Here is a 26,521-nt window from a genome sequence, read left to right as displayed (position 1 = left end):
TTATATCCAGTTCAAGTCGATGTTGTGAATTTGTTTTTCTTGCATGACCCTCCGAAAGTGATCGGCTTTCGCTTTCAAGCCTTCGATCAGCCATTCATGATTTTCTACAACGATTTTTTCTACTTGCAGGTGTAAATTTTGTTCTACGATTTTTTCCAACAGTTCAAATTCTGCTCCCTCGATATCTATTTTGATTAATTTGATCGGCCGATTGAGCATCTGGATGAACTGTGTCAAATCGATTACCTCAACCTCTACATACTTATCGGGATTCGTAACAGGATGATTCGTCAAAAGAGAAGAGGCATACGCAGACCCTGCCGGATCGGTATGGTAAAGATCATGCAAATGCAAGCGCAGCTTGTCGTTTTTATGCCATACCGCTTTGTTTATACATACGACATTGGGATAGGAACCAACCCTTTTTTTCAATTCCTCAAATACGTATGGATTCGGTTCAAAAGCAAAGACGAGGGCGCCTTTATCCGCCATTTTTTGTGAAATAACCCCATAATTCGCTCCACAATCGATCGTTATGTCCCCGTATCCGATCGGAGAAAAAACTTCTTCACTGTTCTCGTTTAATCCGCCCACTCCTGCTTCCTCCTTATATTCGGCTGGTTGCCCATGCTGCCTTTCCGGATTTCCACAGTTTTTCCAAGTAGTTTTTATCTCGAAGCGTATCCATTGGCTGCCAAAAACCGGTATGTTTGAAGGCCATCAGTTGATTCGCCTTGGTCAATCCCTCCAACGGCTCTTTTTCCAAGACCGTCTCATCACCCGCAATATAATCAAATACACCCGGCTCCATGACAAAAAAACCAGCATTGATCCACCCGCCGTCCCCCTTTGGCTTCTCCTGGAATCCTGTTACGGTATTCCCTTCCGCAATATCCAATGCTCCGAATCTGCCTGGCGGTTGAGTCGTGGTGATCGTTGCGAGTTTTTTATGCGTACGATGAAAATTTACCAACTGTTCAATATCGATGTCGGATAAGCCATCTCCATACGTCAGCATGAATGTTTCTTCTCCCACATACTTCTGAATGCGCTTCACCCTTCCACCTGTCCCTGTGTCTTTCCCCGTATCAATCAATGTGACTCGCCACGGAGCAGCATTGTGGTTGTGAAAAGTGACCTGATTGTCATTACGAAAATCAAACGTCACATCAGAATGATGGAGGAAGTAGTGCGCAAAGTACTCCTTGATCATATAGCCTTTGTACCCGAGACAGATGATGAAATCATGGAAACCGTACTTGGAATAAATGGACATGATATGACAAATGATGGGCCAATCACCGATCTCAATGAGCGGCTTCGGACGAAGATGGGTTTCTTCTCCAATGCGCGTACCATACCCTCCTGCCAGGATGACGACTTTCATTGGCTGCCCTCCTTCCTCTGTTGTTCATTGGGCCTTATTTGTATACGCTGCGATTTGGGCCAAACAAATTTCTCTTACGTCTTGCTTTTGTTGATAAGCCTTCTGCCAAGAAATGATACTGTCCAAGGTCTGTTCGAGCGACCAGTTGGGCTTCCAACCGATTACGCTTTTGGCTTTGGAACAGTCCAGCTTTAAATATTGGGCTTCGTGCCATTGTGGATCGGTTCGCTCTGCTTCAAAGCAGGCACCAGCCCCCCATCGCTCACACAATTGATGGACGATCCACTCTACCGATCTGGCATCTTCCTCATTCGGACCAAAATTCCAGCTCTGAGAGTAATCCTTGCCATTCGCCCACATTTTTTCAGCGAGCATCAAGTACCCCTTCAAGGGCTCCAGGACATGCTGCCACGGCCGGATTGCTTTTGGATTTCGGATAGTGATTGTCTCTCCCTTTATCAAGGCACGAAGGCAATCCGGTATCAAGCGATCAAGAGCCCAATCACCGCCGCCGATTACATTGCCTGCTCGCGCTGAAGCAACGGCTACGCCATGCTGGTCATACTGGTCGGGGTGAAAGAAAGCATTGCGATAGGAGGCAGTCACTTGCTCCGAGCATGCCTTGCTGTTGGAATACGGGTCATAGCCACCCAACACATCCTGCTCACGGTATCCCCACACCCACTCCCGATTTTCGTAAACCTTATCCGTCGTAACATTAATGATCGCTTTGATTTTCATTCCATTCTGAACAGCCAATCTCGCCGCTTCGAGTACATTCACCGTACCCATGACGTTGATTTCGTAGGTTTCCGCCGGATATTGATACGACAGGCGCACCAACGGCTGAGCAGCCATGTGAAAGATGATATCTGGTTCTGCTTGGTTGATCGCTTTTTGAACACTTTCCTTTGATCTGACATCATCAATGATGGAATCAACCAATGAGCTGATTTGGGCACACTCAAAAATACTCGGGTTTGTTGGAGGCGAAAGCGCATACCCTGTTACCTTCGCCCCCAAGTCATGCAGCCATAAGCACAGCCATGCGCCTTTGAAGCCTGTATGACCTGTGATCAACACTTTTTTGTCTCGCCAGAACGCAGGATCAATCATTGCGATCACCGTGCTTCCTTATCTGCTCCAGAATCGCTGACCACGCCATCCCAAGTCGAACGATATCTTCTTCTACCAGCTGACTGCCCATCTGTACCTCGATGAATTCCAGCTCGGTCGTAGCTTTGATTGCATGTTTGGCTCCGACCGGGATTTGCAAAACGTCACCTGGTCCAACCTCTCTCAGCAGATCATCTAAAATGAACTCGCCGCAGCCCTCTACGATGATCCATACTTCACTACGGTGGTGGTGGTACTGATAGCTCAAATTTTTCCCGGCGTATACATGGATTCTTTTCGTTAATACCTCCAAATCGTCTTCATTCTTCTGAAAATGCATAACCTGATACCATCCCCAGCGCCGCTCTTCATACATTGGGCGCTTTGTCCAATCCAAAGCCAAATTTTTGACCATATGGCTTTGTTCCTTGGAAGAAACGAGGATGCCATCCGGGCTTGCCGCCACGATCATATCCGATAGACCGATGGACACAATAGGTATGTCCAATTCGTTGATAACGTGCGTATTGGTGCAATTCTCATCTAGCAAAACCTTACCGATTGCATTCGCGCTCATTTCTTCCGTGAGCGTATTCCACGTCCCTAAGTCCTTCCAGGCTCCGTCATACGGGAGAACGACTACTTTCTCTGCCTTTTCTACGATCTCATAATCAAAGCTGATAGCAGGCATTTGGCTATATTGCTCAAGCATGCGGTTATATTCAGTAGGCAATCCTTTTTGCTCCAATTCGCGAATCAGATAACCCAATCGAAAAGCAAAAATTCCACAATTCCACAGGGCTTTCTTTTCTACTAAATCCTGCGCTTGCTCAAGGGACGGCTTTTCTTTGAAGCTTTTTACTTTTTGATAGGCATGTGGCCTTTTACTCTCATTCGATTCTGCTTCTAACTGGGGGACAATGTAGCCGTATTTGGTAGATGGATACGTTGGTTTCACTCCGATTAATGCGAGATTCGCGCCTGATTTGAGGATGACGTTCTCCAACTCCTTGATCCTGTCCATGAAGCGGTCCTCAACGAATGGATCTACAGGCATGATGGTGATGACTTCATTCGGGTCCATTGTCAAAGCAGAGTACAAATAGGTCACCGCTAAAGCAATGGCAGGGAAGGTATCCCTTTTTTCCGGCTCCACGATCAAAGGAACGCCTTCACCTAGTTGGCTTTGAAGCAAATCAACATGCGAGCGGCCTGTTGAAATATAAACAGGCTCCGACCAATTGCGGGAGGCCAGTTGTCTCCACACTCGTTGAACCATCGCCTCTGGTTGGGCATGTGCATTGCCTATCAACTTCAAGAACTGTTTGGACCTGACATCATTGGAGAGCGGCCACAGCCTTTTCCCTGAACCACCCGATAGCAATATCAGTTTCACCCAGGCCACCTCTATCCGTTTATCGTGGTTGTATGCACCATCTTATGCGTTTGTCGCAGTCGATGCTCTATGATCCAATGAAAATGGTCAAATAACACGAGGGATGATAGAAGCCTATAAAAACTGAATCCATCGATTGGAGATATAATCGAAAATGTAAGAACCTGCTTGTGGAAGATAGGGAGCCATGAAAAACCTCATAAAGTGCTTCGTGTATCCTTGAAAATGAAGAGAAAACAACGGCAGATATCGCCCCGTTGCCTTATCCTTGCAGCACAAGACACCATTTATCGAGTACACTTTCTTATAGCCGTACAAATTTTCCATTGATGTAGCCTGCTGAATATTCCCATCAATTATGCCATCATGAAACAAGCCATTCGTGATTTGGTAATCCTTGAACCGCTCAAGAAATAGCAAGGCCAGCACCATATCCGTAATGAGAGGCTGATTGAATCGTACATGTTCCTTTCTTTGCATGGTGTATTGAACGACTTGCGCGAATGCAATCGGATTGGCAAAATGAGATTTCATGAACTCGCAATATAGTTCCAACTTCTGCCTATCTACGAAATTTGTCCATACGAATTCCATCGTAAAGTTGCCAAAGCGCGGATGGTTCACATCGGTAAACAGCAAGACATCCGTATCGATATAACAGCATTTCGGAATCTGATGCCTTTCCATAAACGCCAACAAAATAAACCATCTCTGAAAACAAAACAAATTGTACTCATAGGGCATGAAATGAATATGTTTATAAACTCTCGTCATGTCGGCTGCAGCATGCATGTAATCGTCTATCATCTCGTAAAGGATGCCGTTCGTAGCATGCCTCCTATTCCCTCCATTCCCTATCAGATAGACGGGCGAATGGGGGTTGCTTCTTTTCGCTTGCTGCAAGCTGTATGTGAGATAATCATCGTCCCCGCGATGGATGATCACGATGGGCAAGGGCATACTCTTTCCACCTCCTTTTTCTCCCCATACTTTATGTAGGTGACGGACAACGAGAAACGGGCATATGCCTTTTTTCCGAAAACCTGCTTGTAACCAAGCAACTTTAGACATGAATAGGACGAAATTAATGCATTTATATCATTTCCCCCAGCATGGTCCGAACATATCGTATAGGGCAAGCACTCTGCAATGAAGGGGGACATGTCGATGGGAAGATTTTGGACAGATCAGGAAATCCTCGATGAGATCAACAAACGACGATGGTACCATAAAATCGCACTGCGACCCGGGATTGTCACACCCGGGATTTCGCTTCTGGAAGGTATATGGAATATGACGAGACAATCCCGAGAATACATCCAATATTCGGGGAAACGCGTCCTTGATCTCGCTAGTTTTGACGGGATGTGGGCTTTTGAAGCGGAGCAGAGAGGGGCAAGTCTTGTCGTGGCTACGGACTGTATGCAGCCACTCTATTTGAATTTTGAGTTTTGCAAGAACATCCTGCAAAGCAAAGTTTTGCCGTTGTACAATACCAGCCCTTATAAACTTTGGGAGGGGCTACAGGTATTGCTGATGGACGATTTTACAGAACCACTGCCATTCCCCCATCAAATTCGGCACAATCAATTTGATATCGTCCAGCATCTTGGTCTGCTCTATCATCTGCGCGATCCAATGTGGACATTGTCGCAATGCCGAAGCGTGATTAAACCCGGCGGGCACCTCTTGTTGGAAACTGCCTGTATTTTGGATACGAATCAATCCATCATGGTCTACAACGGAGCTCCTGGACAAATGAACCGGATTTATAAGGACGATACGACTTGGTGGTTGCCATCCGTGCTTTGCATTGAGGAGATGCTGAAAGGCACGTTGTTTGAAGTTCTTCCTGAATCCGTTCGGACCATCCCCTCCGGCAAAATCAACAATTACGATGCAGGTCGCATCAGCCTCGTGGCAAGAGCCATTCCTGGTAGCGCAATCGACCATAACTGTCACGCGGAGTTGCTCCGTATATTCCGCAATCCAGGGATCATTCCGGACTACCTGTAATATCCGGAGAATTTGAAATCGGGTGCACAAGATCGACGATGCTTGTGTACCCGATTTTCCATTTTTTCATAGTCTGAAGGTAGTGCATGCATTTTTTATGATGGAAAGATGGGAGTGAATCTCGTGTCCCACTCACAGCAACCATTAGTGAGTATCATTACCCCCTCTTACAACCAAGGCCGGTTTATTCGTGAGACGATAAATAGCATATTGACCCAGGATTATGCAAACCTTGAGCATATCGTGGTAGATGGAGGCTCGACTGACGATACGCTCTCCATCCTGCAAGAATATGCACAAAAAGATCCGCGCTTCCGTTATATTTCCGAACCGGATCGCGGACAGTCTCACGCGCTTAACAAAGGTCTGGCAATGGCAAGAGGGGAAATCATTGGCTGGCTGAATTCAGACGACACCTATGTACCCGGCGCCATCATGCTGGCTGTTCACGCTTTTGCGAACAACCCGAGCTGGGGAATGCTTCACGGCAATTGCCAAGTGATGAACGAGTACGGTCAAGTATCTTCCACCTATCCGTCAGAACAGGCTGATTCCAAGAAGTTGTATCAGAGCTGCGTGATTTGCCAGCCTTCCGCTTTCATCAGGACCCACGTTTTCAGGCATATGGGGGGCGTAGATGAAAAGCTGCAATTTTGCATGGATTACGACCTGTGGATGCGCATCGCCAAATTTTATCCCATCGGTTATGTGCCTCACTACTTAGGAAACGCCCGAATCCACACGACCTGCAAATCAGCTACACAATGGCATTCTGTCGGCGTACCTGAAGTATTACGATCACTTGCGAAAAATTATTCGTCTATCCCCAGCCATTGGATATCGTACGTTCCACACTACAAAGGCATGGGTGTACTCGACCTCTTGAGGATCTATAAGTCCTTTCCATCCAATACAACCAGAATTACAAGCATGAATCGGGGGATGGACTTGTGGGCGCCTCCAGTCCTGCGTGCGATTGTAGAATCAGATCCATCAGCACCGGCTCAAATGTTGTTACTGAAGGGCAAAGTCCCTGGCTCCCCTGCAAAATTGCCGAAGCCCATAGTTTTGACTGCGCTCGTGAATGGCGTCAACGTAAAAAGTTACACCGTTGATAAACCCACCTTTGCCCTCGAAATTCCACTCGATCCGAATGCCACAACACTTCGTGTGGACATCGCTTCTTCCAGTGTCGGTGTACCGAGCACTCCGCAAGTCCAGCAAAGAATCGTGGGGGGATACATGGCCGAAGAAATTATTCCTCTTTCGTATGACGAAGTGATCGTGTACAGAACTTTTTCAAGGAGTTAACCATTCAACTCGTATATAGCTTCGTTTCAATGACAGCCGCCGCTCCGGCTATGGCAAGCAGGAGCAGCAACGGATAGGCGGCTGGCACATACATATACAACCCAACGATCAAAGCGCCTACCCATATTCCCACACACCAATGGCAGCTCAACAGTCTGCCTATCCATTGGCGCACCCTACCACCTTTAAATTGAAAGTCCCGAACCATTTGCCCCGACTCATCAGGTACATATAACACCTGGTAAAATGGGTTTCGCAGAAAAGACGTAATCTCATCAAAAACAATCAAATGCGTGAGACGAAAGCTTGCCAGCACGAGAATGATTAGGTCAATCCATGAGAGGTCAAACATTCCACCTCCACCTCTTTCCAATATTTTGTGCTTTTCTCATTTGTTCCACATTTAGTACCATTGTGGTGCGACAAACCAGAGAAAGGCGTGATGAGATGAATCGCAACATGAAGAAAATGGCAACGATCCTTTCCCTGTCCGTCCTCGTAACCATGATCGGACAACCTGCATTTGCGAAAACTAGCTTTACTTCTTTGAAAAAAGGAATGAAAAGCTCGCGTGTGCTTGAAGTGGAAAAAATGCTCGATGCACTCCATTACGACTACAAGCTGGTAGTGGACAAGACATACAACAGCTACACAGTTTATAACGTCAAAGCGTTCCAGAAAAAATACAAGCTCAAGCAAACAGGAATTGTAAACAAAGCAACTTACGATAAACTGAAGAGCGCGTACCAAGCACGCAATCAAGAGCAACCGACACAGCCGAGCACACCGTCCAAGCCTGGCAAGCCTGCTGAATCCAACGATTACGTTACGCTGAAATTGGGTGCTAGCGGTGAAAACGTGAAGGAATTGCAAAAGATGCTCGCTGGCCTCGGATACAAAGTAACTGCCTCCGGTTATTACGATGAATCTACGCGCTTTGCCGTCATGCTATTCCAGTCGCGCAATAAACAACCGTTGACTGGTGAAGCAGATGCCAAAACTTATACAGCCATTCAAACGCAATACAAGAACAATCCAGTGCAGCCCGGGCAAGATACGAAGCCAACTACTCCAACAAATCCAACGACTCCCGTAACACCAAGCAAGCCTGAGCAACCGCAAAACCCTGGTGCTGGCACGCAAGTTCCTCTACCCGCTGGTTTGACGGCTGAGGAAAAAGAAATGGTTCAGCTCGTGAATCAAGAGCGCACCAGCCACGGACTCGCTCCTTATCAAGTGGACATGCAGTTGGAGAACGTTGCACGTGTAAAAGCCCAAGATATGGTAAACAAAGGGTACTTTAGCCACACGTCTCCCACTTACGGCTCACCGTTTCAAATGATGGACACTTTTGGTATTCGCTATATTGCTGCTGCTGAAAATATTGCCCAAAACTATTCCGTAAGCAGCGCTCATCAAATGTTCATGAATTCCTCCGGGCACAAAGCCAATATCATGAGTCCAACATACGACTACGTTGCCATTGCTGTTGTAAATGGCGGTCCGTACGGGAAAACGTTCGTACAAATGTTCTTGAAAAAATAGAGACGCGGAACGGAAAAGCCATCATTTCTACTGAAATGGTGGCTTTTCTTCCCTATTAGAAAGACACGGCGATCCGGTTATTGGCGGAAAAGTGTACGGTCTGATCGTTGCACAGCACGACACCCTCGACCACGATTCCCTTCCCCGCTTCTTGTTTCATAAAAGAAATCTGAAAGTTTTGGAAGGATTCCGTCGATTCTGGCACAATGGTTACAGGCTGGATCGGCGCTATCCAGTATTCCCCTCTCTCCATCGCTTGGGCAAACCAATCGTCTTCCAAGTATCTCCAGCCTTTTAAGCCCGATGTACCTTGCACGGCCATCGTTTCCACGAGCTTCGGCGGCAATACCTGCCCTCCCATTTTGATTGAATCGACGGGTGAGACACGCAGGCAAACGATTGGATTTTTCAGTTCAACATTCCCCGTATTTTTCACCTGAAGCGTCCCAATCAACAGGTACGGCTTCTCCACTGATTCAGAGTGAATCAACGTGTAATCAAAATACACTTCGGCCGTTGTACGCAATTCGACCTGTTCAGGCACTTCTTCAACTGGATGAATGGTCACTACCTGTTCCAGCAGTTCTTCTTCTGCCAGGATCAACAGCTCTTCCCGTTCACTTTCTGACTCGCTGTTTACTTCTCTATTTAAGTCAATGACCTCAGCACTCGGCTGGTCATTTTCCTGAATCGTGTTTTGTTCTTCTGCCAATGGCTTTTCGTCTTCTCCCTGCTGACTTTCCTTGTCAGAGGTAAAGAGCATCGTGGAATAAAACAGTTTTAAAATATTGGGTGGCAAAAAAGCCATTGGTTGAATGTGCAATCCATTTTGGAAATACTCCAAAACCCCTGATGCTAAGTGCAGCGCAATTTTTTCCGAATACAGTTTACGTTTGCTCACTTCCGTAAAAAGGGGCAGCTGCAACTGGATGTGAACGATCGATGGTTGCTTTTGATTTTTGGTTACTTTATAGTGACACGGGATTCCTGACTGCTGCATCTCTGTACGTAAACACTTGATCAGATCTTGCCGCTTTTCATCCTCTGACTGAAAGAAAATCAGTCTCGGCTTTTCCAGGACTCTCATTTCCTTCAAGCTGAAACGTATGGCGACATCTGTATTTTTCGCCAGAGACGGATTGTTTTGACTTAAGACAACCTCCATCCCACTATCAGAAAGAAATTTTTGAACGTTCCCCAATACCTCCCACTCATAGGCAGTCCCTCCTGAAGATATGCCTGTAAAAAGAACGCAAACTTTTCCTTTCAACCCCGAATCCAGGTCAACTCTTTTATTCGTCAAATCCCACTTCAATTGAAAGCCATTTTGCTTGCAAAATAAACGGAACGCTGGCAGAGCCGCGTACGGCATGGTCCCGCCACGTTGACCACTGTAATATACCTCAACATCCATTCCCATCTCTCCTTACGACACTTTCCTTCAGTCCGCGATATTGTATGAATGCCCAGTGTCCAAAGTGAACATTTTTGGCGATGACTGTTCCGAAGAAGCGCTTTGCGCATACGATGGCTACAGAAAGGAGTGGTTATATGCCCACCTCACAAATGCCCCTGATCTCCATTATCATTCCTGTAAAAAATGAGGGGGACAATGTGCGTTCTACCATCACTTCCCTTTTGAATACAAGAACCACGTATCCGTATGAAGTGATCGTAGTTGATGATGCCTCAACTGATAACGGTTGTCACTTTTTACAAGGCCAAGGGCAAAATGAAAAAATAAAATTAATCACGACAGAAGGCATTGGTGCTGCAGCAGCACGAAATTTGGGCGTGAATCATGCCCGTGGCAACTACTTCATTTTTTGCGATGCCCATCTGTCTTTTGAAAACTTTTGGATCGATCGTATGATGGAGCTCATTCTGACAAAAAAGGCAGATGGCGTTGCTCCCGGAATCGCTTCCATGACAGAGCCACATAAAATTGGATATGGGCAAAATCTGAATCAGAAGCTCGAGATTACCTGGTATCCAAAACCAATGGGCCCTGCACCGGTTGCGATATTGCCAGGGGGATGCTTCCTGGTCACCAGAGAAGCTTTTGTGAAAGTCGGGGGCTTTGACCGTGGTTTTCGCATATGGGGATTTGAGGATATCGAGTTTTCCATTAAGATGTGGCTCTTTGGATATACGTGTATGGTACAGCCATCCGTAAAAATCTTGCATTTGTTTAGGCAAGTTCACCCTTACACAGTTGCACATGAGCACATTTATTACAATATGCTTCGAATGGCGTACAGCCATTTTAACGAGCAGCGGATTGAGGCAGCGAAAAAACTTGTACTCTACGCAAATGCGAGTGAAATTGCGGATGATGTGCTGACTTGCGGGGCGGCCGCTCAGCGTGTTCGATATGCTGCCCAAAGAAAATTCGACGACAATTGGTTCTTCCAAAAATTCCAAATTCCGTTCTAACAAAAGATAGTGACCTAAAAAATAGGCGCATGCTCAACATGCCAAACTCCCGTTGCCCACATAGTATGTAACTGCAAAGCAAACTCCCTAGGAAAGGAAGGATTCTTACGGTGAAACATCACGTGAAGCCCATTATGGGTCGCCAGCTCCCTACACCGACGCCTACAGCAACTCCTCCTATATCGAACAACCTGCAGGAAGAGTGCATTCGCGTCAACAAGGTGTATGACTGGGTAGTATTAGCGAACAGCTACCGAAACAAGATTGCCCTTCCCGACGATTGTCAAGCTCTGGTAGACGCTGCCATTCGTGCAGGGCAAGATATCACGCTCTCCTGCGTTGAGCCAGTTACTCCTGGTCCTACTTGCAGAGTCGTCAGTATTCGCCGCGAGAACATTACAGTCGGTGGAACCACCGTTCGGGTCGGGGTCGTTCGCTTCGTGTTCGGAGCCACTGTGCTGGTTCGTGTATTTGCAGACGGAACACCTCTCTGCGAATTCACAACAACCGTGCAATTCGATCAGGAAGTCGTTCTCTGCCTGCCAGAACCACTTGATGAGGACAATATTTTGTGCCGAATCAGTGCTTTTGAGTGCTCACCGACCGGTACCGTTCTCCTCGGTGGCATGGTTCAACTCGACGTCATTGTCTGCGTAGAAATCCAGGTAGAAGCTGAAGTCAAACTGGAAGTATTGGCGAAATTCTGCGCGCCGCGTCCAAACAACATTCCAATTCCATCGCCAACGCCATCTTTCCGTTGCCCGCCGATCACATTCCCGCCACAATGCCCGCCAATCTTCCCAGTACGCAACTGCGATTGCCAGGCGTCCGTCAACGCATTGGTACCGAACATTTCCGTATCGCTCGGTATCCCGCTCGTACTCGCGGCCGGAACCATTCAACTTATCGCAGATATCTGCCCAAGCTGCGATCCGTCCAGCAGCTCGTTTACCTTTAACTTCTTTGATAATGTCTTGCCTGATGTACTCCCAGGCGATCAAAGCTTCAGCTTCTCGCCTACGACTATCAGCTCTCCGACCTGCATTACCGTCTTGCCGATCCTTCCTATCGTGACAGGTCTCGTCGTAACAGGTACCGGCGTTCAGACATTTACCGCAACAGGGGCACAGGAGACCGTAACCTACTCCCTCACTTTGGCGGAAACAGGTCTCGGCCTGCCTGATGTCATCATCCTGACACTCACGAACTCTGCCGGTGTCCTCATTTTCTCCGCAACCGTCACCGTTGTGCCAGACGAACAATTGCTGGTTGCCGATTGCATCACTTTCGGAGATATTGTCATCACTTCTCCGTAAGCAAAACAAAAAAGATGATTACCAATCAGGCGGGAGAAGACCATCACTTCTCCCGTTTTTTCTATGGAAAACAGTCACTACAATACAGGCACCAATTCCCACCCCGTACATATGACTATATGGGAATGCCAGACGGAAAAAGGAGGACAACACTGTGTACAAAAGGAGAATCTCCAATGCGAACAAGCCGAAAGAAAATGAGAAGCTCCTCCTGCTAAAAAAACAAGCACACTACTACGAAGACAAAGCAAACCAACTCATGAAAGAAGTGTGGCACCTACAAAAGCTGATAGAGGAAACATCCCAAAAAAACGAAGCATACAGAGACCAGCTTGAGCAATTAAACCAGAACCTCCACGATTTGGACAGCAAAGGGGCAGAATGGAAACAGCGCTTGAACGATTCACAAGACATGCTTCAAGAAATGAAAAGCAAGCTCGACTACTACGAGCATCTCTTGAAACAACGCGAAAATGCCATAGCCGACCACCAGGAAACAGAGGCAAAACTAAAGAGTTCGATCGAAAGCTTGCAGACTGAGATCAGAGAGCAACGAAAAGGTCCACGGCTTGAAGAAATCATGTCGAAACATCAAGCGCAGGAAGCAAACTTGCGCGAGCAGATTGAATTGCTCCAACGGCGTATACAAAGCTACGAGCAAAAAGAGTCACAATGGCAAAAAGCGTTACACGAGCAAGATCAGCAGCAACTGAGTCAAATCGAGGAAATCCTGCAAGAACGACAGCAGCATTTAGACATGATCGCGCATCTGGAGCAGCAACAGATTACCTGGAAGCAAGCTTTGGATCATGCAAATGAAGAGTTTGAGAGTGCGCAGATGAAGCAGCACGAGCAACAATCCAAAATCGAATCGTTGAATCAGCAGTTGGCGGACGCACGGGCACGGGAAGAGCAGACACTCTCTACCCTACAGCAGCTTAAAGAAGCAAGCGCAAATGGAGAGGTGCGGGAACAGGAACTACAGGTGCGAGAGCAAAACCTCCACGCATTTGAGCATAGTCTCCAGGCGCACGAGCAGGATCTACACGCTCTCCAACAAGACCTCCAGTCGAAGGAGCAAGAGCTGCATTCTCAGACGCAACACCTACAAAAACGGGAACAGAAGCTGCTCGGTCTTGAACAAGAGCTTCAGACCCAATGGTTAGAACTACATTCTCAAGCGGATCACCTGGAGATGAAAGAACAAGAGCTGCTTGCCACAGATCAAAAGCTCCAAACTAAGGAGCTGGAGCTGCATTCCCAGACACAAGAGCTTCAAGCGCGGCAGCAAGAACTTCTCGGTTTTGAGCAAGAGTTGCGGGGGCAAAGCCAAGAACTGCAATCCTTAAAACATAACCTGCAGACCAAAGAACAAGAACTGCTTGTTACTGAGCAAGACCTCCAGGCTAAGGAGCTGGAGTTGCATTCTCAGAGACAAGAGCTTCAAGCACAGGAGCAGGAACTTCTCGGTCTTGAACAAGCGTTACAAGCGCAAGGACTGGAAATGCACTCTCAGGCACAAGACCTTCATGCAAGGAAGCAGGAACTTCTCGGTCTGGAGCAAAAACTCGAGACGAAAGAGCAACAGCTCCAGTCCAAAGAGCTAGAGGTACATTCTCAAACGCAAGACCTCAACTCACGGGAACAGGAACTTCTCGAGCACGAACAAGAGCTTCAGACACAGGGCCAAGAACTTCATTCCCTAAAACAAAACCTACAGACGAAAGAACAACTGCTTCAGTCCAAAGAGCTAGAGCTGCATTCCCTGGCACAAGACCTCAACGCTCGGGAGCAGGGCTTGCTCGATTTTGAGCAAAAACTCGAGGCTAAGGGACTCGAACTTCAATCCCTGACGCAAAACCTCCATTCACGGGAGCAGGAACTTCTAGGTCTCGAACAAGAGCTTCAGGCACAAGGCCAAGAACTTCATTCCCTAAAACAAAACCTACAGACGAAAGAACAACTGCTTCAGTCCAAAGAGCTAGAGCTGCATTCCCTGGCACAAGACCTCAACGCTCGGGAGCAGGGCTTGCTCGATTTTGAGCAAAAACTCGAGGCTAAGGGACTCGAACTTCAATCCCTGACGCAAAACCTCCATTCACGGGAGCAGGAACTTCTAGGTCTCGAACAAGAGCTTCAGGCACAAGGCCAAGAACTTCATTCCCTAAAACAAAACCTGCAGACGCAAGAACAACTGCTTCAGTCCAAAGAGCTTGAGCTGCATTCTCTGGCGCAAGACCTCAACTCACGGGAGCAGGGCTTGCTCGATTTGGAGCAAAAACTCGAGGCTAAGGGACTCGAACTTCAATCCCGGACGCAAAACCTCCATTCACGGGAACAGAAACTTCTAGGTCTCGAACAAGAGCTTCAGACTCAAGGCCAAGAACTTCATTCCTTAGCGCATAACCTCGAGACGAAAGAACAACTGCTTCAATCCAAAGAGCTAGAGTTGCTTTCCCTGACGCAAGACCTCAACTCACGGGAACAGGACCTTCACGTTCTCGAAAAAGAGCTGCAGACTCAAGGCCATGAACTTCAATCCCTAGCGCATAACCTCGAGACGAAAGAACAACAGCTTACTTCCAAAGAGCTAGAGCTGCTTTCCCTGACGCAAGACCTCAACTCACGGGAACAGGACCTTCACGTTCTCGAAAAAGAGCTGCAGACGCAAGGCCAAGAACTCCAATCCCTGGCCCAAAACCTCGAGACGAAAGAACAACATCTCACTTCCAAAGAGCTAGAGCTGCATTCCCTGACAAAAGTCCTCAACTCACGGGAACAGGACCTTCATGTTCTCGAAAAAGAGCTGCAGACACAGGGCCATGAACTTCATTCCTTAGCGCATAACCTCGAGACGAAAGAACAGCAGCTTCAATCCAAAGAACTAGAGCTGCATTCCCTGACGCAAGACCTCCATTCTCGGGAGCAGGACCTTCATGTTCTCGAACAAGAGCTGCAGACACAGGGCCAAGAACTGCAATCCCTAGCGCAAAACCTCGAGACGAAAGAACAGCAGCTCACTTCCAAAGAGCTAGAGCTGCATTCCCTGACGCAGGACCTCCATTCACGGGAGCAGGACCTTCGCGTTCTCGAACAAGAGCTTCAGACACAAGGCCATGAACTTCAATCCCTAGCGCATAACCTCGAGACGAAAGAACAGCAGCTCACTTCCAAAGAGCTAGAGCTGCATTCCCTGACGCAGGACCTCCATTCACGGGAACAGGACCTTCACGTCCTCGAAAAAGAGCTGCAGACACAAGGCCATGAACTTCAATCCCTAGCGCAAAACCTCGAGACGAAAGAACAGCAGCTCACTTCCAAAGAGCAAGAGCTGCATTCCCTGACAAAAGACCTCCATTCACGGGAGCGGAACCTTCATGTTCTCGAACAAGAGCTGCAGACACAGGGCCTAGAACTGCAATCACAAGCAGATAACCTCCAAACAAAAGAACAAGAACTTACAATCCTCGAACAAGGACTTAAAGTTCGAGGGCAAGACCTTCTCACACAGACGCAATACCTTCAAGCTCGAGAGCAAGACCTTTACATTCTCGAGCAAGAGCTGCAAACGCGCGGGCAAGAACTTCACTCTCAGAATCAAAACCTCCAGACAAAAGAACAAGATCTGCTCGCTTTCGAGCAAGGGCTTCAGGCGAGAGAGCAAGAACTTCTCGAGCAGACGAAAGACCTTCAAGTACGGGTAGAAGAATTAAACGGTTTTGAACAAGAGCTGCAGGCTCAAGGAAAAGAACTACAAGCTCATTCGCAGGCGTTGCAGGTTCAAGAACAAGAACTCAAGACCCATGAACAGGAGCTTCGGGATTGGGAACAAGCCAACCTCTCCCAGGAGCAAACGCTTTTGACTCAGAGCCAAGAACTACAGGTACAAGAACAAGGACTTCAATCCCGAGAGCAAGCGCTGCAGCTTCGCGGACAGGAGCTTCTCTCTCATGAGCAGGAAATCCACTCCCACGAGCAACAGTTACTCACGCTGAAACAAGAGCTGAACGCGCGAGATCAAGAGCTACACAACCAAGAGCAGGAGCTGCTCGCTCAAGCGCATACCCTACAAACTCGTGAACAGGAGTTGCTTACTCGGGAGCAAGAACTACACACACTGGAACAAGCACTACTCTCTCAGGAGCAAGAAATCCAAGTTCAAAGGCAAGATTTGCATATCCGGGAGCAGGAGCTGCAAGTGCAGAATCAAGATAGATACACCCGAGAGCAAGAACTCGAAGCGCAAAAACAAGATTTACACACGAAAGCGCAAGAACTAGAAGCGACCCGCCAGGAGATGTTGCAAAAAGCAATCGATCTCGAACAGAGTTGGACAGCCAAACACGAAGCGACTTCTCAACAATTAACGGAAGCTCTGCTTGAGCTGGAGGCAGCCCGGTTAACGAAAAATCAACTCGTCGCTGACTATAAAAAGCTGGCCGAATCCCATTCCCTGCATGAGCAAGAATTGCAGCAAAGCATCCAAAAACGCGACGAAGAAATCCAACAAACACAAAACACCGTTAAGAGTCTCCAGTCGGAGTTAAAAGAAGCACGACAGCAATTAACGGAGGCGGAGAATCGCATCAAAGCTTTTCAGCAACAAGCCAAGGAAACCGACGAGAAGCTCGCGAACGTGTCTCTTCAAAAAAATAAATGGAACGAAATGCTAGAGAAAACAACTCAAAAATATGACACTCTGCTAACGGAAAAAGAAAAAGCCATTGAAGAGTTTACATCCCAGGAGCAATTGATGAAAAAGACGATAGCCGGACTAAAAAACATGGTGAAAGAGTTCCAAAACAACGAAGAAAAATACAAACAAATCATCAAAGAATTCACGCAAAAAGAAACTCGATCCAATAAAGCCTTCAGCCATTTCCAGCATAGCGCTTCATTCCAACAAAATACTCAATTCCAGCCAGGCACCCAATTCCAACAAACCACTCCATTTATGCCAAGCTCCGATCCCTCGACACAACAAGTAACTCCCACACCAGTAAAAATGCCGATGTATCCCCCAAACGCCAACGCCTTCAACCCGTTTCGTTGAATAAGTAAAATGTGCGAGAGCCGTTACCATGTGCAGCCATACTGAATACAACATAGTACAGTCTAGAAAGGGAGGAAAAAACCATGACACCTGAACAAATGCGTGCACTGTACCAACAGCGTCAACAACACCCTGTCCAACCTACCCAGCGTCGAATGCCACCATCACCTTTGCCAAAATCCGGTCCGGTTCACAGAGTTCAACCGTCCGTCCAGACTAGAACGAGTGGAGGATGCTGCGGCAGGCGTTGGCAGGGCTAATCTTTTAGAGACCCCCTTTTCCATGACCCGTGCTGTCTATGATGAGATCATCCGAGATTCCCTGGAGAAGAGGCCAAATGAAACGTGTGGATTGCTTTCCGGTAGAAATGGGAGTGCACAAACGGTTTGGCGAATGGAAAATACATTGAAAAGCCCCGTGGCCTTCGCCATGGACCCCAAGCAGATTCAACACGTTTTCCACAAAATGGCGTTTCGCGGGGAGCATTTGGTCGGGATCTATCACTCCCACCCTACTGCTCCTCCCATTCCGTCACCTGAAGATATTGCTTACTGTCATTACCCGGAGGCTGCGTATCTCATCGTTTCGCTCGCTTCTCCACAACCAGTTCTCGGCTGTTTTCGAATTGAGGGGTCTTTTGCTCGGGTGTATCCTTATACAGTCCGTAACTAGTAGTCAAATTCCTCAAAACAAAAGAACAGTGGGAATTTACTCCCGCTGTTCTTTCTGTTTTAGATGGTCGCCCGGCTCCAAGGAACTGGGCAGCAGCCATTCCCTTTTCTCCCAGCTGACAAAATCATCTTCCCATTTTATCTGGAAGCGGTCCTCCTCAATATGAATGACAACTCCCTTTGCCCCATCCTTTACATATACGACCAGATCGCCGACTTGTATCACCGCTCATCGCCGCCCATTACCCGAGTCTGAAGATGATTCCGTGTCCACCCTTCGGATACACCCATTTGATATTTTCATACGGGCAACCAATGCGGCAACTCCCGCACTCGTGACACCCTTCGTAACCGACGTGCATCCTTACTTCTTCCCATTTGTATACTTCCGCAGGACAGAAGATGGTACAGAGCTTATCAGGGCATTGCGTTGCACAAACATCAGCGGAGAGAACATGCAGATGTGACTCCGTATCCGCTTTGAAGCGCACGAGATACTGTCTCTCCTCGATCGACTGGCCCTTCGGTAGATCCTGCATCACTTCATCACCCTCCACGCATTCATCAAATCACGCGCCATTCTCCATTTGTCCTTCGCAGAGCCGAGGTCGCTCCAGATTTTCTTCTGCTTGCTCCATTTCGAGCTGCCATCAACCGTGAACATCTGACTCGCCGCTTTGTTCATCATCGGAATATATTGTTCGAAATACTGCGGGAATTTTTCAAAGTGATGCGTTGCGTCCTTGTACTTTTTCAAATCTTGACCCACAAAGCTGTTCAAGAGATTGATCCGGTATCCGTCGAGCATTTTTTCGGAATAGTCCCCTGCCTCTCTTGCTGCCAGGATCGTTTCCGCCGCCATGACACCAGATGCCATTGCCATATTCGATCCCTCTCGATGGATCGCATTGACGAGCTGGGCAGCATCTCCTACGACAAGGACACCATTGCCGACAATTTTGGGAATGGAACGATATCCCCCCTCGGGAATCAGGTGCGCCAAGTATTCCTGCTGCTCACAGCCTTGGATATACGGCCGAATCATCGGGTGATTCTTTACATAGTCCAACAACTCATACGGCTTGATCTTGTTTTTGATTAGACCCGACAGCATCGTCCCTACCCCAATATTCAAGCTGTCCTTATTCGTATACAACCAAGCCGTCCCCAGAATCCCTTTGGTCGAATCCCCGAAGATTTCAATCGTACAACCGTGATCACCCTCGAGGTTAAAGCGATCTTCAATTATTTTGCGATCCAGCTTCAGTACTTCCATGACAGCGAGCGCTACTTCGTCTGGGCGAAACTCTTTGTGGAAACCTAACGATTTCGCCAGCAAGGAGTTGACTCCGTCTGCCAGAACGACAACATCTGCGTATAGATCCCCATCCGGTCGATCTGTTTTCACACCGACTACTTTGCCATTTTCAACAATGCACTCCAGAGCGACGGTCTCATTGAGTAAAAGTGCTCCCTGCTGCACGGCTTTGTCTGCAAACCATTGGTCGAATTTCGCCCGCAGCACCGTGAAATTGTTATAAGGTTCCTGGGCCCACTCCATGCCTTTATAACTGAAATTGATAGCTGATTCCTTATCGAGCATCATGAACCGCTGCTCGACGATTGGTCGTTCAACAGGTGCCTCCTTGTAAAATTCGGGGATGATGTCTTCCATCGTTTTGCGATACAAAACACCTCCCATGACGTTTTTGGAACCCGGATATTCCCCGCGTTCCATCAACAAAACATTTACGCCCGCTTTGGCAAGTGTATAAGCACAAGCTGTTCCAGCCGGACCTGCTCCGACAATGATTACATCAAATTTCTCAGCCATACGTTACCTCCTTGTCCGGCTCCTTTTGGAAAGCTTCAATGAGCAATGGCACAATTTCAAACGCATCACCGACAATACCGTAGTGGCAAGACTGGAAGATGAGTGCATTCGGATCTTTATTGATGGCAATGATCAATCCTGAGTTGCGCATGCCGACCAAATGCTGGATAGCTCCTGATATGCCGATGGCAAAGTAAATTTTGGGTGTGACCGTCACTCCCGTCTGCCCGACCTGATGTTCATGACCGATCCAGCCAGCTTCCACCGCATCTCTGCTGGCCCCGACGGTTGCCCCGATTCGTTCTGCGAAGCGATGTATAAGCGCAAAGCCTTCCTTGCTTCCGAGTCCCTTGCCGCCAGCGACGATCACATCCGCCTCATCCAGCCGCACCTTTTCCTTCGTCTCCCGGACAATTTTCAGTACTTTTGTGCGAATGTCTTCTTCACGCAGCTTCAAGCTTTCTTCTATGATCTCTCCTGTACGTGACTCATCTGGCTCAAGCGCTTTCATGACTTTTGGGCGAACCGTCGCCATTTGCGGTCGATGTTTTTTGCACAAAATCGTCGCCATGATGTTACCACCAAACGCTGGACGGCTCGCCTCCAACAAACCTGTCTCCGCGTTCACATCGAGCATGGTCGTATCGGCGGTCAGTCCTGTCTCCAAGTCCGTCGCAACAGCGCTCGCCAAATCTTTTCCTGTTGAGGTTGCCCCGTACAAGATAATTTCCGGCTTGTGCTTTTGGACACATGCGATGACAGCTCGCATGTAGGATTCTGTCCGGTACTCATGAAAAATTTTGTGATCGTATACGTACACTTGGTCCGCACCGTAGGGAAACGCCGTGTGGGCCAACTCCTTGACTCCATCACCGATTAACAAACCAGCAAGCGGCACATCTCGCTTGTCAGCCATTTGTCTTCCCGCCCCCAGCAGCTCGAGTGATACAGGGGCGATACGGCCGTCACTCACCTCTAAAAACACCCAGATGCCACGAAAATCATCCAGATTCATATCTGCTCCTCCTTCACCCGAAACAGTCGCTGTTTATCGTGCAAAATTTCCATCAAGCGTGCAATTTGCTCGCTGGCGCTTCCTTCGAGCATTTCGCCACCCTTTGGTTTCTCTGGGGGCCAAACTTTTGCAACGATGGTAGGAGAGCCCTTCAGGCCTAACTGCGTCCGATCGATATCCCCCAAGTCATCGACGGACCAGACAACAGGATTATATCTGGCAGCTCGAAGCATGTTGGGCAGCGGAGAATAAGGGACCTCGTTAATCTCCTTCTCCACGGAAAACAAACAAGGCAAGGTCGACTGAATGACTTCATAACCATCCTCCAGCTTTCGATGCACGATGGCGTAACCTTGTTCTTTGTTTATCTCCACTACTTTTTTCACACACGTAAGCGGCGGAATATCCAACCGTCTGGCGACTCCCGGTCCGACTTGTCCCGTATCACCGTCGATGGTCATCTTCCCGCAAATGACGAGGTCGACTGGCTGGCTTTCTGCAATCTTCTCAATGGCTTTGGTAATTGCATAGCTGGTCGCCAATGTGTCTGCTCCGGCAAATGCACGATCCGTTACCAGATAGCCTGCGTCTGCCCCGATCTCGATGCACTTCCGAATGGCCTTCACCGCTGGCGGCGGTCCCATGGTGACGACGGAGACCACACCCCCATATCGATTTTTCAAACGAACGGCTTCCTCCACCGCATGTGCATCATACGGGTTGAGAATGGCTGGCGCACTGGCGCGATCCATCGTATTCGTCTTCGGATTCATCTTGATGATTTTGGTGTCCGGCACCTGCTTAATGCAAGCGACAATATGCAGCATGATTGATCCCCCCTTGCTGCCGGGCGCGATTCCTATGCCTGTACAAAAGGTTGCCTTTCTTACGCGCAATCAGATCAGGCAGCTTGTCGTTCATTGTTATAGCCTATTTCGATGCAGCCGAGCTTAGACCAGTAATCATGGAAACGAAAAAGACGCCAAACATCAGCTTGGCGCTGTGTGGCGTCTTTTGGCTTATTCATTAATGTTTGTCAATGGAGAACTCAACCGAAGCATCCGTGAACTTTTTGTCTACCCTTTTCAGCTTGATTTGCAAACCGATTTGCGGCAGAATTTTTCCGACTTCCGGTACTTCCGGCATCGAGTAATCATCACTGTCGTCAAACTCCTTAACGCCTTTCAACGGATCGTATTTCATCGTTCCATAAATGTAATCCAGATCCATACCGGACGTTTTGTTCGGGCTAAATGCAGCATCGTTCACCTGATAGCGGGAGTCTGCAATTGCGCTTTTGTTACCCTCATCATTGTTCCAGTAACGCACTTCCTGATGGGCATCTACTACACCGAGCAAGCCGTAGCCTGGATGCTGGCTCGTATTGTTATCACGTGTTCTTTCGTAGCGACCATCAAAGTACCAGATCACCATACCTGGATCATACGTGAAGAAGGAGTCGTTGCGGCGGAAGTACTTCAGTCCAGCGTCAATTCCTTCATGAGAGCGCAGTTCAACCAGGTAGTACGCATCATACATTTTACCTTTTCCATCAAAGTGGATGAAGCCATCCAGCTTGAACTTCTTCTCACCCTCTGCATCATCCGCGAAGATAACTTGCCCATCTGCCTCTACTTCAAAGTTATCCAGATAGAAGCCGTCCAACACGTAAGCAACGTCCGTCACATAGTTAAACTCGACTTGCACTTTTTTGCCGACAAACTCGTTCAGGCTGATTTCTTCTTTGTCCCAGCCTTTTGTTACATCATCGAATTTTTGCACTTCTTTTTTCTCACCTGTATCCGCATCGATTACATTGACGGATAGGTAATCATAGCCTTCCTCAATGTTCCTCCATGAGTCGAATTTCATCGTAGCGGAGCTGACCCCAGTCAAATCGATCACATCGGAAGTCATTTTGGTGTTCAATTTGTTGCCTTCATCCGAGAAGTATGCGTAGCCACCATCTTTTGGCTCAACCGGCGGTTTCTTTTCAACTTTCGGCATATTCAGCTTAACGACTTTTCCGCTTTTCTCGGTGCTGCTCGCATCAATGAGCGGAACCGTTTTCTTGCGTTTTTCTACATCCTTGTAGTCCAGAACAGTCGGAGCAATCCAGTTGCCGCCAAACATTTGTTGCAGAACCATTTTGGACCAAGGATCAAGGCCTGTAGGTTCTGTTTGGAAGACCTTACCTGTATGGCTACCAGACGACATGAGGGACCAAGCACCTACGGGCGAGTCTTTTCCAGCTCTTGAGGTGTCATACAAGTCTGGCAAACCGAGATTGTGTCCGTACTCGTGAGTGAATACACCTGGTGCGCCATCTTCTGGCTGGATCATGTAATCAAATGCTTTGAGGCTAGTACCTGGAATATCCACTGGTTTTTTCAAGGTCCAACGGTGAGACCAGATTGCATCTGGGTCTTCCCCTGTCTCTTCTCCGATCCCTGCATGAACGAGCATGAGGTTGTCCAGATTGCCATCCGGCTCCATCAGGTCTCCATCACCATCGATGTCATATGGGTCGCGCTGATCGTACAATTCCTCTTTCCCAGCAATGGATTCCCCAACTGCCGCCAAGGTCTCGATTACCAGATCGCGCGGATTGGAATCGTCACCGGCTTTGGAGTTTCCTCCATAATACTTGTAGCCGTTCTCTGCCATTTGCCATGGCGTTACCACACCGTCAACCGTCCAAGATCTTCCCGATTGCAGATAGAAGTATTTCGCCATTGTTGTCATGCCGATACCTTCAGGAGTTTCATACCCCTTCTGATCAAACAGCATCTCTTTATAGTGCTTTTCGTTGAAGTCTTCTGTCCAAAGCGAGTCACTCACTTTTGGTAGCTGGTTATGCTCCCGGTCAGGGAACTCGATAAGAGCGACAACGATGTTATCCGTATGTAGTCGTTTGGAAGAGCGTACTTCATCGCCGTCCTCCATCTCAGCCACTTTCTGCACAGCATCAGCCAATGCTGCCTGCTGTCCTCTGCTCGCTTCCTTACCGTAAGAGGACGATTCATCAATGCCGTGCGGGACTTTTTTGTCTTCGAAGTACTCGAGCAACGCTTCGTCAATCTCTTCCTGATCGGCGTCTTCATCAATGATTCCTTGCTCCATTAACCCTTTAATCAGTCGCTCCAGGTTAACAGTGGACAAATCTACATGCAGATCATGCTTGTCCTCTTTGGGTTTGGCCAAACCCGTTGCAGGTGCAGCCACGAAAGTACTGAGCACGAGTGAGGAGGAAAATAAAACGGATAAGAGCTTTTTGCTTTTCTTCACTAAGGTTCACCCTCTTTTTCTATCTATTTGTGATGCATCGGAAAATTAAACCCCCAATTCCGACTATTCTTAATTATTACGTGATACGTAATCTTTGCCAAATTTTTTCCTTCGACAAAAAAACCTTCACGTTCAAAAGAAATTGCTCAATAAGGCTATCGACCTACTCGGAACAAGTGCCGAATTTTCGGCTAATCATTTATATATAGGGTCTCAATTTGATATATGCATGGTGTGTCTACTGCCTAAAGACCTACAGAAAAATTAGCGAATTTTGTCGAAAAAGCTCGATACATTCCGATAAAATATTCCTTTCGCCCCTCCTCTTTCTTGCAAAACAACTCGATTATCGGTACGATCGAATAAAAATGCTCGTGTTTTCCATGGAGGATTTTGATGCTGCAAACATTTGGTTTTTCTCTGTATGAGAGTAAAGTTTATGAAGCGTTGGCGTCTAGCGGCGAGCCTCTCGATGCAGCAATGGTCGTGAAGCATTCGGGGGTGCCAAAGGCAAAAATTTACGAGGTGTTGAATCGTCTGGTAGAAAAGGGGATGGTCCTTGACACCGTATCGGAAAAGAAAAAGCGGTATACAGCCCTTCCCCTGGACAGCCTGGTAGAAAAGCTGACCCGCCAATTTCAAACGGACGTCAAAAAATTGACCAGCTCCCTTTCCCATAAAACTGTACGTGATGACCGAGTCTGGAGCCTGAAGGTTGACGAATCGATCCGCGCGGAATGCAAACAATTGATCCAACGAGCGACTCGGTCTATTCGTATCTCCGCCTGGTCCGATGATTTTTTAGAGTATGTACCCTTACTGGAAATGAAAGAAAAGGAAGGAGTAGAGATCGAAGCATTGGTGATCGGGCAGATTACTACCAAGCTTTCCTGTGTTCATTCCTTTATCCCTGTGCAAGAGCATCAAGGCTTGGAGCGCTATCAGCTAATTGTAGCGGACCAAGACGAAATGATTTTTGCAGGCGAGGAGGAAACAGGGTGGCACGCGATCAAGACACGCGGTCAACCGTTCGTCAAATTTTTTGCCGATTCTTTTTACCATGATGTCGCACTGACAAAAATCACCCAAAAATACGTGGATCAACTGTTTGACGATGAAGAAATCCGCAAGATGATTATCCGCCTCCGATACTGACAATCCCTGGACTTTGGCTTTTGGTTTTATTAAAAACTACAAAGTATCCAAAATAACCAATAAATATAAATAACTAAATACCATGTTAGCCATTTACATTACGCGTTTATCTTAACTCCAATGTGACAACCATTGATTTAACAATGATGGTCACAATAAGTTAAGATAAACGCGATTTGCTAGCGCTACTCCTATGTGCGTATTCGGAAACATCGTGATCGTTTCGGAAGAGATTTTTTTAAAAGGATAGGATTAAGGAGAGAACACCATGCCACACAACATACTGCTGATTGAGGACGATGCCCAAATCGTCGAGATGCTTCGGAATCATCTGATCAAAGAAGGCTACGACGTCTTGGCAGCGTTTGATGGACTGGACGGAATTGCCCAGTTTCGGCAAAGCTACTTCGATATTGTCATTGTCGATATCATGATGCCAAAGCTGGACGGCATCGAGGTAATCAAGAGGATCCGAGAAAACAGCTCGGTGCCGATTTTGATCATGTCGGCAAAGGACAACGACGTCGATAAAGCGATCGGGCTCGGCTTCGGTGCCGACGATTACATTGCAAAGCCGTTTTCTCTCATTGAAGTGTCGGCTCGGATCAAAGCGGCGATTCGTCGTGCCACGACGTATTCGAATGCGGGAGCGGGCTCAGCAGATCAGGCATCTCCAGCTGCCAAGGTGCTGATGTTCGGAGCCCTGCGTATTGATCTGGAAAATTTTTCAGTTTCGAAAAACGATGTCGATCTGAAGCTGACGGCCAAAGAATTCGAAATCCTGAAGCTGTTCGCCACAAATCCAAATCGCGTGTTCACGAAGGCGCAGCTGTACGGCTTTATTTGGAATGACGAATATTATGGGGACGAAAACGTCATTAACGTCCATATCCGCCGGTTGCGGGAAAAAATCGAAGACCAGCCATCCGCACCACGTTATATCAAGACGCTGTGGGGCATTGGCTACAAGTGGGAAGGATAA

At 47.7% G+C, this 26,521-nt stretch carries 23 protein-coding genes; 10 read left to right on the top strand and 13 right to left on the bottom strand.

Translation table 11 applies throughout. The features are described 5' to 3' along the window. The 5 genes from FO446_RS09175 to FO446_RS09155 all read right to left on the bottom strand — a co-directional run bounded on the left by FO446_RS09175 (position 1) and on the right by FO446_RS09155 (position 4,859). Positions 1-594: an FkbM family methyltransferase gene (locus tag FO446_RS09175; RefSeq protein ID WP_173608551.1), complete on the bottom strand. Its 594-nt coding sequence runs from the start codon at positions 592-594 to the stop codon at positions 1-3. Positions 595-607: 13 nt separating this feature from the next. After that, the gene (gene rfbF / locus FO446_RS09170) at positions 608-1,387 is read right to left on the bottom strand and encodes a glucose-1-phosphate cytidylyltransferase (protein WP_173608552.1); all 780 of its coding nucleotides are present in this window, start codon (positions 1,385-1,387) and stop codon (positions 608-610) included. A 24-nt stretch (positions 1,388-1,411) separates the two neighbouring features. Next, positions 1,412-2,503 (bottom strand): CDP-glucose 4,6-dehydratase, encoded by a 1,092-nt coding sequence (gene rfbG, locus FO446_RS09165; protein ID WP_237901053.1) that lies wholly within the window; start codon positions 2,501-2,503, stop codon positions 1,412-1,414. Continuing rightward, on the bottom strand, positions 2,496-3,899 hold the full coding sequence (locus tag FO446_RS09160; RefSeq protein ID WP_237900439.1) for a sugar phosphate nucleotidyltransferase: 1,404 nt from the start codon (positions 3,897-3,899) through the stop codon (positions 2,496-2,498). Before FO446_RS09160 ends, rfbG begins: the two co-directional genes overlap by 8 nt. A 114-nt stretch (positions 3,900-4,013) precedes the next feature. Continuing rightward, a complete protein-coding gene (locus tag FO446_RS09155) occupies positions 4,014-4,859 on the bottom strand; it encodes a hypothetical protein (protein WP_173608554.1) in 846 nt (281 codons plus the stop codon). Between the two features lie 207 nt (positions 4,860-5,066). Here FO446_RS09155 and FO446_RS09150 point away from each other — a divergent pair, with 207 nt between their 5' ends. Continuing rightward, positions 5,067-5,915: a DUF1698 domain-containing protein gene (locus FO446_RS09150; protein WP_173608555.1), complete on the top strand. Its 849-nt coding sequence runs from the start codon at positions 5,067-5,069 to the stop codon at positions 5,913-5,915. Between the two features lie 123 nt (positions 5,916-6,038). Then, entirely contained in the window at positions 6,039-7,226 is a 1,188-nt protein-coding gene (locus FO446_RS09145) for a glycosyltransferase family 2 protein (protein WP_173608556.1), read from the top strand. Positions 7,227-7,230: 4 nt separating this feature from the next. Here FO446_RS09145 and FO446_RS09140 read toward each other — a convergent pair whose 3' ends face one another. Next, positions 7,231-7,578 (bottom strand): DUF1360 domain-containing protein, encoded by a 348-nt coding sequence (locus FO446_RS09140; RefSeq protein ID WP_137029958.1) that lies wholly within the window; start codon positions 7,576-7,578, stop codon positions 7,231-7,233. A gap of 95 nt (positions 7,579-7,673) precedes the next feature. Between FO446_RS09140 and FO446_RS09135 the strand changes: the two genes are divergently transcribed. Beyond that, positions 7,674-8,771 (top strand): peptidoglycan-binding protein, encoded by a 1,098-nt coding sequence (locus FO446_RS09135; RefSeq protein ID WP_221869230.1) that lies wholly within the window; start codon positions 7,674-7,676, stop codon positions 8,769-8,771. A 55-nt stretch (positions 8,772-8,826) separates the two neighbouring features. Here the strand turns inward: FO446_RS09135 and FO446_RS09130 are convergent, their stop codons facing one another. Beyond that, positions 8,827-10,185, bottom strand: coding sequence for a hypothetical protein (locus FO446_RS09130; protein WP_173608558.1), 1,359 nt, complete (start codon positions 10,183-10,185; stop codon positions 8,827-8,829). Positions 10,186-10,322: 137 nt separating this feature from the next. Here FO446_RS09130 and FO446_RS09125 point away from each other — a divergent pair, with 137 nt between their 5' ends. From FO446_RS09125 to FO446_RS09105, 5 genes are all read left to right on the top strand, one after another. Next, the gene (locus tag FO446_RS09125) at positions 10,323-11,207 is read left to right on the top strand and encodes a glycosyltransferase family 2 protein (protein WP_173608559.1); all 885 of its coding nucleotides are present in this window, start codon (positions 10,323-10,325) and stop codon (positions 11,205-11,207) included. Between the two features lie 110 nt (positions 11,208-11,317). Next, positions 11,318-12,523 (top strand): BMQ_0737 family morphogenetic spore coat protein, encoded by a 1,206-nt coding sequence (locus FO446_RS09120; RefSeq protein ID WP_173608560.1) that lies wholly within the window; start codon positions 11,318-11,320, stop codon positions 12,521-12,523. Positions 12,524-12,677: 154 nt separating this feature from the next. Next, a complete protein-coding gene (locus FO446_RS09115; RefSeq protein ID WP_237900437.1) occupies positions 12,678-17,576 on the top strand; it encodes a coiled-coil domain-containing protein in 4,899 nt (1,632 codons plus the stop codon). 83 nt (positions 17,577-17,659) lie between these two features. Then, entirely contained in the window at positions 17,660-17,836 is a 177-nt protein-coding gene (locus FO446_RS09110) for a hypothetical protein (RefSeq protein ID WP_217366941.1), read from the top strand. 22 nt (positions 17,837-17,858) lie between these two features. Next, positions 17,859-18,248, top strand: coding sequence for a M67 family metallopeptidase (locus tag FO446_RS09105; protein ID WP_217366942.1), 390 nt, complete (start codon positions 17,859-17,861; stop codon positions 18,246-18,248). Between the two features lie 36 nt (positions 18,249-18,284). Here the strand turns inward: FO446_RS09105 and FO446_RS09100 are convergent, their stop codons facing one another. From FO446_RS09100 to FO446_RS09075, 6 genes are all read right to left on the bottom strand, one after another. Then, the gene (locus FO446_RS09100) at positions 18,285-18,473 is read right to left on the bottom strand and encodes a hypothetical protein (protein ID WP_173608563.1); all 189 of its coding nucleotides are present in this window, start codon (positions 18,471-18,473) and stop codon (positions 18,285-18,287) included. Positions 18,474-18,489: 16 nt separating this feature from the next. Then, positions 18,490-18,786, bottom strand: coding sequence for a ferredoxin family protein (locus FO446_RS09095; protein ID WP_237901052.1), 297 nt, complete (start codon positions 18,784-18,786; stop codon positions 18,490-18,492). Then, positions 18,786-20,081, bottom strand: a complete 1,296-nt coding sequence (locus tag FO446_RS09090; RefSeq protein WP_173608564.1) for an FAD-dependent oxidoreductase — start codon at positions 20,079-20,081, stop codon at positions 18,786-18,788. The genes FO446_RS09095 and FO446_RS09090 overlap by 1 nt, the downstream gene beginning before the upstream one ends. Next, on the bottom strand, positions 20,074-21,096 hold the full coding sequence (locus FO446_RS09085; protein ID WP_173608565.1) for an electron transfer flavoprotein subunit alpha/FixB family protein: 1,023 nt from the start codon (positions 21,094-21,096) through the stop codon (positions 20,074-20,076). Before FO446_RS09085 ends, FO446_RS09090 begins: the two co-directional genes overlap by 8 nt. Further along, positions 21,093-21,923, bottom strand: a complete 831-nt coding sequence (locus FO446_RS09080; protein WP_047071129.1) for an electron transfer flavoprotein subunit beta/FixA family protein — start codon at positions 21,921-21,923, stop codon at positions 21,093-21,095. Before FO446_RS09080 ends, FO446_RS09085 begins: the two co-directional genes overlap by 4 nt. A 199-nt stretch (positions 21,924-22,122) precedes the next feature. Further along, a complete protein-coding gene (locus FO446_RS09075) occupies positions 22,123-24,384 on the bottom strand; it encodes an immune inhibitor A domain-containing protein (RefSeq protein ID WP_237900435.1) in 2,262 nt (753 codons plus the stop codon). A 396-nt stretch (positions 24,385-24,780) separates the two neighbouring features. Between FO446_RS09075 and FO446_RS09070 the strand changes: the two genes are divergently transcribed. Together FO446_RS09070 and FO446_RS09065 are read left to right on the top strand one after the other, a co-directional pair. Further along, the gene (locus FO446_RS09070) at positions 24,781-25,539 is read left to right on the top strand and encodes a TrmB family transcriptional regulator (RefSeq protein ID WP_173608568.1); all 759 of its coding nucleotides are present in this window, start codon (positions 24,781-24,783) and stop codon (positions 25,537-25,539) included. Between the two features lie 268 nt (positions 25,540-25,807). After that, on the top strand, positions 25,808-26,521 hold the full coding sequence (locus tag FO446_RS09065) for a response regulator transcription factor (protein ID WP_304502558.1): 714 nt from the start codon (positions 25,808-25,810) through the stop codon (positions 26,519-26,521).

The organism is Brevibacillus brevis (assembly GCF_022026395.1).
GTDB lineage: Bacteria > Bacillota > Bacilli > Brevibacillales > Brevibacillaceae > Brevibacillus.
Note: the sequence above shows the minus strand (reverse complement) of the source record. Positions and strands in the feature narration are given on the sequence as shown.